This is a genomic window from Filobacillus milosensis, from assembly GCF_004402015.1.
In the GTDB taxonomy this organism is placed as follows: domain Bacteria; phylum Bacillota; class Bacilli; order Bacillales; family Alkalibacillaceae; genus Filobacillus; species Filobacillus milosensis.
Window position 1 is genome coordinate 253305 of record NZ_SOPW01000002.1, and the last position, 11635, is coordinate 264939.

The 11635-nt window shown below is 35.6% G+C and carries 12 protein-coding genes; 4 read left to right on the plus strand and 8 right to left on the minus strand.

Going from position 1 to position 11635, the window contains the following annotated elements; all coding sequences use genetic code 11:
- The first annotated feature begins 159 nt into the window (after positions 1-159).
- Complete coding sequence (locus E3U55_RS02875) at positions 160-1905, plus strand: glycoside hydrolase family 13 protein (protein WP_134338814.1); 1746 nt, start codon at positions 160-162, stop codon at positions 1903-1905.
- 127 nt (positions 1906-2032) lie between these two features.
- On the opposite strand, the gene E3U55_RS02880 is transcribed toward E3U55_RS02875, so the two are convergent.
- Positions 2033-2482: a DUF2188 domain-containing protein gene (locus E3U55_RS02880; RefSeq protein WP_134338815.1), complete on the minus strand. Its 450-nt coding sequence runs from the start codon at positions 2480-2482 to the stop codon at positions 2033-2035.
- A gap of 165 nt (positions 2483-2647) precedes the next feature.
- Here E3U55_RS02880 and E3U55_RS02885 point away from each other — a divergent pair, with 165 nt between their 5' ends.
- A complete protein-coding gene (locus E3U55_RS02885) occupies positions 2648-2851 on the plus strand; it encodes a zinc ribbon domain-containing protein (protein WP_134338816.1) in 204 nt (67 codons plus the stop codon).
- Between the two features lie 33 nt (positions 2852-2884).
- On the opposite strand, the gene E3U55_RS02890 is transcribed toward E3U55_RS02885, so the two are convergent.
- On the minus strand, positions 2885-3139 hold the full coding sequence (locus E3U55_RS02890; RefSeq protein WP_134338817.1) for a DUF2188 domain-containing protein: 255 nt from the start codon (positions 3137-3139) through the stop codon (positions 2885-2887).
- Positions 3140-3457: 318 nt separating this feature from the next.
- Here E3U55_RS02890 and E3U55_RS02895 point away from each other — a divergent pair, with 318 nt between their 5' ends.
- On the plus strand, positions 3458-4117 hold the full coding sequence (locus tag E3U55_RS02895) for a peroxiredoxin (protein WP_134338818.1): 660 nt from the start codon (positions 3458-3460) through the stop codon (positions 4115-4117).
- 37 nt (positions 4118-4154) lie between these two features.
- Here E3U55_RS02895 and E3U55_RS02900 read toward each other — a convergent pair whose 3' ends face one another.
- The 4 genes from E3U55_RS02900 to E3U55_RS02915 form a co-directional block, all read right to left on the minus strand.
- The gene (locus tag E3U55_RS02900) at positions 4155-5609 is read right to left on the minus strand and encodes a copper amine oxidase N-terminal domain-containing protein (protein WP_194840802.1); all 1455 of its coding nucleotides are present in this window, start codon (positions 5607-5609) and stop codon (positions 4155-4157) included.
- Positions 5610-5724: 115 nt separating this feature from the next.
- Entirely contained in the window at positions 5725-6252 is a 528-nt protein-coding gene (locus tag E3U55_RS02905; protein WP_134338820.1) for a GNAT family N-acetyltransferase, read from the minus strand.
- 129 nt (positions 6253-6381) lie between these two features.
- The gene (locus tag E3U55_RS02910) at positions 6382-6636 is read right to left on the minus strand and encodes a DUF4282 domain-containing protein (RefSeq protein ID WP_134338821.1); all 255 of its coding nucleotides are present in this window, start codon (positions 6634-6636) and stop codon (positions 6382-6384) included.
- 70 nt (positions 6637-6706) lie between these two features.
- Positions 6707-7651: a nucleoside hydrolase gene (locus E3U55_RS02915; protein WP_134338822.1), complete on the minus strand. Its 945-nt coding sequence runs from the start codon at positions 7649-7651 to the stop codon at positions 6707-6709.
- Positions 7652-7830: 179 nt separating this feature from the next.
- On the opposite strand from E3U55_RS02915, the gene E3U55_RS02920 reads away from it, so the two are divergent.
- Complete coding sequence (locus E3U55_RS02920) at positions 7831-9186, plus strand: hypothetical protein (protein ID WP_134338823.1); 1356 nt, start codon at positions 7831-7833, stop codon at positions 9184-9186.
- A gap of 58 nt (positions 9187-9244) precedes the next feature.
- On the opposite strand, the gene E3U55_RS02925 is transcribed toward E3U55_RS02920, so the two are convergent.
- Both E3U55_RS02925 and E3U55_RS02930 read right to left on the minus strand, forming a co-directional pair.
- On the minus strand, positions 9245-9883 hold the full coding sequence (locus tag E3U55_RS02925; RefSeq protein WP_134338824.1) for an S-layer homology domain-containing protein: 639 nt from the start codon (positions 9881-9883) through the stop codon (positions 9245-9247).
- A gap of 143 nt (positions 9884-10026) precedes the next feature.
- Positions 10027-11511 carry a stalk domain-containing protein gene (locus E3U55_RS02930; protein ID WP_134338825.1) on the minus strand — a complete coding sequence of 495 codons (1485 nt, stop codon included), beginning with the start codon at positions 11509-11511 and terminating at the stop codon, positions 10027-10029.
- Positions 11512-11635 lie beyond the last annotated feature (124 nt).

Genomic DNA, 11635 nt, shown 5'->3' on the forward strand with positions numbered 1-11635 from the left:
GTACCTATCTGCTTATCAAAAGACACAAACCTTGACCTAGTCGCATTTGCACTTAGAGATTTTTCAGAAAATAAAATTTTCTTGCGCGATCAGATTATATATGCCATGATGATTTCAAATGAAAACGATTGCACAATTTTAGATAAAAGGAGACAAATTATGTTAAAAGAAGCGATCGACCATCGTCCGAAAAACAATTATGCTTACCCTTACGATAACGAAACATTACATATTAAATTACGTACAAAGAAAAATGACTTATCACAAGTGACGTTAGTTTACGGGGACCCATTTGACTGGACAAATGAAGAACCGAACCTTTATGAAAAAAACATGCACGTAGCCTATCAAGACGAGCTGTATGATTATTGGTTTGCCGCTATTAAAACAATCAATCGACGAACACACTATGTATTTTCATTAACAGAAAATAAAAATGCAAAACCAGTTATTTTTACAGAGCGAGGCTACTATAATGAAGTCCCTAAAAACTATCCGCCTTGCTTTTTCAAAGTTCCATTTTTAAATCCTATTGACGTGTTTGATGCACCAACGTGGGTCAAAGACACCATTTGGTATCAGATTTTTCCTGAACGCTTTGGTAATGGTGATTCAAGTAATGATCCTGAAGGAACACTGGACTGGGGCAGTTCGGTTCCCTCCCCTACTAACTTTTTCGGTGGAGATTTTCAAGGAGTCATTGACCACCTCGATTACTTAGAAGAACTAGGTATTAATGGACTTTACTTCACTCCAATATTTAAGGCGAAATCATATCACAAATATGATACGATTGATTACTTTGAAATTGATCCGCAGTTTGGAGATAAAGACAAGTTCCGTGAGTTAATTGGGAAATGTCACGAAAAGGGAATTCGGGTTATGCTCGATGCAGTATTCAATCATAGTGGGTATTACTTTGAACCATTTCAAGATGTGCTTGAAAATGGTGCTCAATCCAAGTACGCCGACTGGTTCCACATTCAAGAATTTCCATTACAATTTGAGCCACGGCCTAACTATGACACGTTTGCTTTTGTACCAGAAATGCCTAAACTGAACACAGAAAATCCAGAGGTTAAAAAATACCTTTTAGATGTAGCAAAATATTGGGTTGAAGAGTTCGATATCGATGGTTGGCGCTTAGATGTAGCCAATGAAATTGACCACCAATTTTGGAGAGAGTTCCGCCAAGAGGTTAAATCCGTAAAAGAAGACGTTTATATTTTAGGTGAGATTTGGCATGATTCGATGCCTTGGCTTCAAGGGGATCAGTTTGATGCAGTTATGAATTATCCATTTACTGAAGCTACGTTGAACTTTTTCGCAAGACAATCCATTAATTCCGAGCAGTTTGCTAATCAGATTAACAACGTGCTTGCAGCTTACCCAGAGAATGTGAATGAAGTCGCCTTTAATTTACTAGGCAGTCATGATACCCCACGAGTATTGACACGTACTGACGGTGATAAAAACTTAGCCAAACTTATGTATTTATTTCAGCTAACATTTATCGGGACGCCTTGTATTTATTACGGTGACGAGATTGCTATGACCGGTGGTGAAGACCCTGGATGTCGTAAGTGTATGGTATGGGATGAAGATGAGCAGGATCAGGACATGCTGGAGTTTTTCAAGGAAATGATTGCTTTAAGACATAAAGAACCATTGTTGCGAGGCGAAGGACAATTTAGGTTTGTGGAAACTAATAATGATGAAAACTATGTCATGTATGAGCGTTGTAATTCTGATGAGCGAATTTTAGTCGTGATTAATAATAGTGCACACACCTTAAACGTCTCATTACCTCAAGATTATGATGGTTCAACTAACTTATTGACGAATCAAGTAGTGAACAGTAACATTTCGATTGATGCATTCGACTTCGCACTGGTTAAATGTTAAAATATCGGTCACTAATTCAGCAGTATTGGTCACTAAATCGATTTATCGGATACTAATTTTTCGGTATCGGCCACTAATCAATAAGCATTATGTAAAAGTACTTGAGCACAGACTCAAGTACTTTTATTTAATTACTATAATCAAATTTATCCTGCACATTTCCATCCTGGTCATAAACCTCTAAATATGTTTCTTTATTTTTCGCAATTTCTTTTCCACGTTCAATGGCATCATCTTTTTTATTATATAAATCAGATGGTCGTTTAGCTGTTTTAGTCTTTACAGCCCATTCATCCTTTTGTTTAAAGACTTTTACACCTTTATCCATTAACTCCGGTCTGCTGTTGTGATCATCATGTTTTTTTAATTCTTTTGCGGATTTATCTCGCATCTCTTGTCTCTCTTGCCCATTCGCATTAGCATACCATTCCTTAGCTTGTTCCGTCGCAATTGGAATCGCTTCATCTTCATCATAGCCTTCATCTAACATCGCATTCATAATCTCAATGGCTTTTAATCTTGTCGCTTCATTCAAATTCTTCAAGGAACTCGGATAATCTGTTCGATCAAATGGCAATAGTTAGGCACCTCCTTAGTATGTTATTATACCTATTCCTTTTTTAACCAAATGCAAACATGGTTAAACTAATATCATTAGATAAAAATTTTCTTAACTGTATTGTAGAAACGTTTTATACCAACGCATAGAAGGGTATATTGGAAGGAAAAGGAGGAATTTTAAATGGCAGACGGTTGCATTAAATGCGGACAATACGATGTAGGTGAAAAGAAAGTATCCATGACAGGATCTGGTCTTTCTAAAATGTTTGATGTTCAAAGCAATAATTTTACAGTCATCTATTGTAAAAACTGTGGTTACTCAGAATTTTATAACCGTGATTCTTCAAAAGCAGGCAACATCGTCGATTTCTTCTTTGGTGGGTAAAGTTTAAGCAGTGGCAAAATTGCCACTGCTTTTTTATGTCACATCATCATAGGTGAAATTTTCATTAATATCGCCATCTTCACCCAACACTTGTACATACGATTCATGTTCATCTGATATAACATCTGCTCGTTCCAATGCCTCTTTTTCAGTCGCAAAGGTTTCGTAATCATTTTCATGATTAATTAAATACACAATCCAATCATCACCTTTACGTTTAACAATGACTCCGTTGTCAATCATCTCAGGTCTGCCACCACCGTGCTGACTTTTGTCTTCATTTGACATACAATCACCTTCCTCTAAAAAATTATGGTCTTAATATGCCATTAAAACTTCATAATTATTAGTGTCTGTTAATGTGTTAGCGGGTATATAGTAACTAAAGGTAAAAAGTGGGGTGATACATTTTTCCGGAAAACGCACCTTTATACATTGAAAAGAATCCACAACTAAAACCAAACTAATAATTGCAGACAAAACCAATTAAGAAATTTTTTAAAAATAAAGCAAAACATTTTTAAAAGTAGGTTCATTTTTGTTATTCTATGAATACGATAAAACATAGTAAACTTATAGGGATTATAAGTTAAGGAGGAATCTCAAATGTCAGAAGAAAATAATAACCTGGTTAGCTTACCTCGCATTGGCGATCAAGCACCAAAATTTGAAGCGAATACAACTCACGGACCAATTAAATTAGATGATTACAAAGGGAAATGGCTGGTGTTATTTTCACATCCGGCTGACTTCACACCCGTTTGCACAACAGAGTTTGTTGCTTTTCAGGAAGTTTACCCACAGCTTCGTGAACTGAACACAGAATTACTTGGACTAAGTATCGATAGTGTCCAATCGCATATCGCTTGGGCTCGTAATATCGAGAAGAATTTCAACATTAAAATTGAATTCCCAGTGATTGCTGACATGAGCAAGGATGTTGCAACCAAATACGGAATGATTCATCCAAACGATAGTGGAACAGAAACTAACCGTGCAGTATTTGTTATTGATGACAAAGGCGTTATTAAGTCGATTATTTATTATCCATTAACAACTGGACGTAACATGGATGAAATTGTGCGTTTAGTTAAAGCCCTACAAACGACAGTTAAACACCAAGTTTCTACACCTGCGAACTGGCAGCCGGGTGATAAAGTAATCGTTCCACCACCTGCTTCATTACAGCAAGCTGAAGAACGCGAAAAAGATGACAGCCTGGAAGTGGTTGACTGGTACTTAGCTAGAAAAGATCTAAAAGAATAAACACAAAAACAGAACTCGCCAATTACGGCGAGTTCTTTTATTCAAAAAAAGTTTTCACATCAGTTAATTCATATAAAGTCATTAATTTTCCTGAATCAAACTCCAACTCACTTTTAATCATGCCGTAACCCTTTGCAAAATAAGTATAAACAGCATTAGGTTCATTGCTCGATAAATACTCCTCAGGTAAGAAATAAGCATCAGCAAAGCTGAAATGAGGCGGATAACCATCAGGAATTGTATTCTTAACCACAACGACTTCATCAAATTCCATACCAGCTGCATTTACTTTTTCATCAGTTGATACAACTTCTACATAGCCTTTTTGAATATCATGAAACTCTGGTTCTAACCCGCCATAATTATAAGTTGTTTCGACGCGATCACCTTTTTGAAGGGGATGATCTAACTCAACGCCATAATGAAAACCATAACCATCCGAGCTCTTAGTTAGAAGTGTATCTAGATAAAATTGATGTTCATGATATAAATCTTGATAATAATAGGCCACACCCCGTTCGCTCTCTTCACGCTTGGCGTGAGCCGCACCTGTTTTTCCTTCATAATTTTTATAGGTATAGACATAACCTTCTTCTGGTAAGTAGTGACTACTTTCAATAACCACATGTTCGGGATGTTTTTTAATGGATTTGATATAACTGACAATCATTCCATCACTAATTCTCTTTGATTCAACCATACCTATATCTTTTGCGTAATAAAATTTAAAATCTTCACCCGTCACTTCAACGACATGATTATAAGTTCCGTTTTTCGTTTCATATTGATCAAGAATATCTGTAATTTCATACTGGATAGATTGTTCATCGTAAGCTGCAGGTTGTTCCCATTTCTGTCCAACCTTGATGGGGTACTTTAAATCATAAGAAAGGATATCTGATTGTGGAATTCCAAAGATGAGAAGTTGATTTTTCATTAAATATTGATAGGTTTGCATCTCTCCGTCCTGACTGTAAAAATACCAATACCCATTCCCTTGACTACTGGCAATGTGGGTAAAGTAGTCGTTAGTATATTCATAAATCATACTATCATCTAATGTGTAGTCATCCATGAGCTTAACGACATCTCCGATTGGATAGGAAAGATGTTTTTCATTTAAAAACACGTGAGCCGTTCTGGTCTCCTGATTCCATTCAACCTCTGCTCCGAAGTTCTCAGTGACAAAACGAAGAGGTAAATAGGTTTTACCTTTAATCAGCACCGGTGCTTGGATCATTTGAATGAGCTCTCCATCTTTTACAGCAAAGCGAGAATCGATATTCAAATCAAGTCTAGTTTCATCTAATGTGGCTGAAGCTCGTTTCAATTTTTGATTCCAAGTAACGTCCGCACCAATAGATTCAAATAAATCACGCATAGGTACCATCGTCGTATCATTAACCAGTACAGCGTTTGTTTCTTCAGCTGATGTGGCGTTAGGACTTGTCCACAACAACATCATCAATAAGACAAGTAATACTTTCTTCATTGACATACCTCCGTTTGATTCTATGTGCATCAACTAGGAAATATGAGTTCGATTACAATGGTTGTTAAAGGTTGGCACCTCTTAATAGTTCGTCACAAATAAAAAAAGACCTCCCTTAAATGAGGTCTCCATTCCAAATAATTTCGCCAACTTGATTGTTAGGATCTATATCGACATAAAAGCTGTGTTTTCGATAAAAATGTTCTAATCGATCCAGGTGATCCCAGTCCCTTTTGGCCAAATCACCCGTAATATATTGATAATTTTTTTCTTTTGCTAAATCTTTTAAATGATTCATTAAAATGGAACCGTAACCTTTATCTTCTGGTCCTTTAATATCTGAAATATGAATCGTATTTTCACCTTTAAACTCCAACTGCATACAAGAGTCCCAATCGCCTCGAAAAGCCGCTTCACAATCATTAACCATTAACTGAGCCGTGTCATCACCTGCATGCTTAAATACGATGACCCAATTGTCTTTTTTCGTTTGATCTATACCGACAATCTCATATTTCTTTGAGATTTCTTTCATATTTTCACGCATCCGAAACACTTGAAACTCCATATTTTCCAATTCCTCTTGGCGCTCCTCTTGACTTACGCCACCTGTCTCTAACTCCAGTAGTTTGGAAAAACTCATCGAATGCTCCTTCCTTTTTTAACTCAAACACACAATTTGGCATTATACTAGAAAGAAACAATTATCGCAAACACAAAAAAAAGTCCCTAGGCTCTATAAAAACAGCCCAGGGAAGTAAAAAATAAAATGTTATAAGTCCTTATGCTTAAGAAGTCCCATTTTAATTTCTGTTAAAGTGTCGTTCATTTTAAAGAAAATAATTATTAATTCACAATATATACGAACAACCAATGGTCCAAATACTAACGTCAAAAGACCGAGCAACACTTCTCCACCGATCATCATTAAAATACCAGATATTACTGTTGCGACTACACCAATCCAGAAAATAATCTGAATAATGATAGGCAGAATCATTTTATCAAAAGTTAAGTATTTACGCATGTTTTCACCTCCCCTTGTCATATTATACCATAATTTGTCGAAATTTTTGGTATTTTATAACACTTTAGTTTCATACCTCATGAATTGCTTCCATTAACATCTCAACAATGGCGGTTCGATCAACTTCATATAATACATATGCATTAGGAGACATACCGAATGTATCTATATAATCAACTATCGTCGTGCCAGCCGTAAGCGTTGGCGTACGTTCAATCGTGACATAATAAAATGATCCTTTAAATAATTTCGGATTAATCACATAAGCTAATGCGCTTAAATCGTGTAAGCGGACCACGTCCTCAAAGAAAGGTTCTTGAAACGGTGAACCCATCGCCGCTTCTTGATAAAATTTAAGCATAGCATACAATTTAACCGCTAAATCCGTTCCTATTTCCTTAATCTGATTTAGTTCACCTTCAGTTAAATAAGCTTGACGTGTTACGTCTAAGCTACTTAAAATAATAGGAATCCCTGATTGGAATACAACCGCAGCTGCATCTGGATCTGTATACATGTTAAATTCTGCAGTGGGGACCACATTTCCACCGGTTGCCGCTCCACCCATAATTGATATTCTCTTAATATTAGATTTAACTTCAGGATGAGCCAAAATGAGGGCAGCTAGATTCGTCAAAGGGCCTGTTGTTACAATAGTAATTGGTTCTTCAGAACTCATAATTTCATTATACATCACAGTAATGGCAGGCTGATAATAAACAGGGAGGGGCACATTCTGAAATTCTACTGGTCCTGTTCCGCTTTCACCATGAAAAGCAGGGGCTGTTTCTAACTCATTAAAAAATGGCTTATCCAATCCCCGGGCTACTGGTACATCTTTGTTTAAATAATTTACAAAATTTAAAGCGTTTTGGTATGTTTTATCTTGAGTTTGATTACCGGCAACTGTCGTAATTAACCGTACATCTAATAATTCAGAAGTTAAAGCAACGGTTAACATGACTAAATCGTCTATCCCTGGGTCTGTATCAATAATGACAGGAATTTTAGGCATAAAAAAACCTCCAATATATGTCGTTAATCTAATATATTGGAGTTAAGGAAAAAAGTTGTTAAATATAGAAAGGTCATAATTACCTAAATTCATGCACCATCCTTACTTAAGTGTCGAAACATGACAGACTTATCATTCAAACTTATAATGATTATAGATTTGATTAAAGGAGTTTCATCATGAATTTTATTCTCATCCGACCCATTGCCGCATTGCTAATGGGATTGATTTATTTAGTCTCACAATTTATTGAACACCCAATTTTCCCTACTTTAGTGAGTCTATTTGCTACAATCACGATTATTTCATTTATTCCTTATTTAAGTAAAACACCCATGATCTTAATTAGTTCTTTACTAATTATATCAGCAGTCCTTTTTCTAATGGGAGAAGGCCTTTTAGCTATGTTTAACGGAATGAATGAAAATGTGGGTTTATTAGCTATTTTTATTTTTGTTCCACTAATCTCAATTCCGATTCGCACTGGAAAATATCTTGATTATATGGATATCATTTTTAATCATTACATAAGCTCATCACGTCAGCTTTATATTTACTTAAAGGTTTCAATCATGGGAATTGGTTCAGTTATGAACTTAGGGACTATTCCGATCCTCTACCATCTAACCAGCACATCTTCTTTTGAGAAATTTGAAGACACACGGTTACGTGCTTTAATTCGAGGATTTTCTATGGCCTTTTTATGGTCGCCATACTTTATTTCAATTGCACTTATTCTTTCATATTTTGATATAACTTGGGTTGAGTTATTTCCTATTGGGTTTAGTTTTGCCTTAATCGGCATAGCTCTTGGAATTTTAACGATGGGAAAATCCAGTGTACCATTAAAATCAATTGAAGAAATTGATCAAAGCTCTATAATAAAAGCAAAGCAAAAATTAATTGAGCTAGTCGTTATTATCGTAGTTATGACCGTATTAACGATGACCATTGAACACAATGTCGACTTATCGGTTTTAACCATTATTCCAATTATCGCAATCATCGTTTCTACTATCTGGACATTGTTCTATTTGAATCCGAAAGAGCTCATTCAGGAATGGGTTCATTACACTCAAGACCGCCTTCCGCGAATGGGTAATGAGCTCTCACTTTTTATAGCAGCTGGCGCATTCGGTGTCGCCATATTAAATGCAGGTGCGAGTGAGTGGATTATTTATTTACTAGAAGCAACGGGAATCACACATGTCCTGATGATCATTCCGTTGATTGCCTTAATCGTGAACGCCTTATCATTTGTCGGCATTCATCCGATTATTACAAACACAGCACTCGCGATTACATTGAGTTCTTCCCCATTATTTGCTGAGGATCATTTAATCCTAAGCGTAGGATTACTCGTTGGTTGGATGATGACCATTCTTGTATCACCATTTTCAGCCACGAACCTCATGGTTGGGAACCTGACAAACTCTAACTCTGTTCGTGTTGGGCTAAGAATGAATTGGCAATTTGCGATACTCTTATACGTCATATACTACATTTTAATCGTCGGTTTATATTTTATAGTTTAAAGGCCATTCATCTTACACAAAAAATTCCCCTAAAAAATTTAGGGGAATTTTTTATAACTTATTCAATATCAATAACCTCTGGGTTAGGTGAATTATCATACTCCATAGTTCTACTTAACATAGCAGAAAAGTCTTTTCTTTTCATATTATCCATCACACCAAACTCACCACTTGGGTAACCATCAGCTATCCCTGCAGCACTGATAGCATTTATATAATCACTTAGCATTGGATCATCATTGATATCAGTAAAACCTTGGTCACCAACATTTGTACTAATATTAAATGACGATACTAAGAATTTAGAAACTTGAGCTCGAGTTGCCAGCTCATTAGGACCAAATTTTTCTTCAGAGAAGCCATGAATAACTTCCATTTCAGTAAGTGCAGCTACTGCTTCCTGCGCATACTTTGGCACATCAGTGAAAGTCATATCACTAACGTTCCCTTCAGGTGCACCTAGTGCCAAATGAATCATGATAGCAACTTCTACTCGACGTAAACCTTTATCGGGTCTGAAAGTGCCATCCGGGTACCCATTAATAATCCCTTGTTCATATAAGCTATTTATATGGGTATAATGTGATGTATTTTCATCAACATCAGTAAATTCATCTTTCGCATCTGCTATAACAACAGAACTTACTCCAATAGCCATTAACAAAACTATTCCAATTACCAAAAAACGTTTTTTCAATTGGACCGCTCCTTATGTATCTATTATTCTAGTTTATTCCATTATAAACAGATTTTCGACAAATTGAAACATGACTAATAGATTATATTTTAATAAAAAAATAGCCCCTGACTCTAAATAAAGTCAAGGACTAGTGTTACTTTTTATTGGGAATCTTCAATAGAAATAGTAATGTTTAATTGGTTAGCTTTGTCATCAACATTATAACCAGCTACGAGGAAAACCCATGGATATTGACCATACCAATAATCATAAATTGCTTCTTCATAATTACCCGATTCTGTCCAACCTTCTAAAGAATCTATAGGATCAAAACCGATATCTTCTCTTAACTGGCTATATATATCATTATATCGTTCTGTCAATTGTTGTTTAGTTAAATCTGTTACTCCTTCTATGAAGTAGATCCCAACTTCTTGTAAATAACCTTCTGTTGAGAAAGTATATTCTATATGAACAGGATAATCATAGAATTCTGCGAATGGAAACGCAATGATATTTCCTTCCTCATGGAAAGGTGTTGTCTCTAGTTCTTTAACTTCATCCATTGTCATACCAAAACTAATACCATTCCATAACGTAAATCGTTCAGATTTTTCTTTAACAGGAATATTACTATGATTCATTGTAAAGTACTTTTTCCAATCTAAAGCTTCATCAATAGCAATAGCGAAATTCAAGTCACCAGAACTGTCGATTGCAAAAGTGTTAATACCTACTAGCTCACCATACATATTGAATAATCCGCCGCCAGAACTCCCTGCTTCAATTTGTGCTGATGTTTGAATCAATCTAAAACCATCTTCATTATAAACATTACTAATGATACCCGTAGAAACAGTATTTTTTAAACCGTACGGGCTGCCTATTGCAACAGCATCATCACCCTTACCAACATCTTCAAAAGAGCCAAAAGAAACAGGATTAATTCCCATAGAAGTATCTAATTTTATTAAAGCTAGATCTTTCTCTTTATTTATTTCAACAATACCAGTAATACCTACCTTTGCACCATTCGTGAAGCCTACATATCCATTTGTATAACCTTCAAGAACATGTGCATTAGTTAATATTAATCCGTCTCCAACTATAACACCACTACCGTATGTAATATCAGTTTCGACGGTGACAACTTGTTCATCTACCTTCTTAACTAATTCTGATGTTGTGAGTTTCTTTTTAGGGGCTGGTGTTACAACAGCATCTCCACTTTTAATTGTAACCGTTTTTGTCTCCTGGTCCCAACCTACTTTTGCACCAAGAGATTCACTAATAAATCTTAAAGGAACTAAAGTTCGTCCATTTAACACTTTTGCAGGCACATGTAATTCTACAGCTTGACCATTCACTAAGGCTTTCTTATTACCTAAAGTTAATTGAACTGAAATGTCCCCTTTTTCCCCAGTAACTGTCTTTGTTTCTTGATCCCAACCGATTGATGCATTAAGACTTTCAAAAATCCCACGCATCGGTACTAGCGTACTACCATTATCTATTATTGCAGGCTGATCATAAGTTTGTTCTTTACCATCAATAATAATGGATACAGATGATGCACTTGCACTAATAGGTGTAACTAAACCAAATAAAAACACAATAGAAAAAATCAAAAAAACTAATTTCTTCAAAAAATCACTCCTTGTAAAAATATAGTATAAAATTAATAACCTCCTTACTTTTATCGACAAATTTTTCACTTTATTTAGGTTAATTTACCTTTTTATTATCCATAATTCGACAATGTTCTAAATA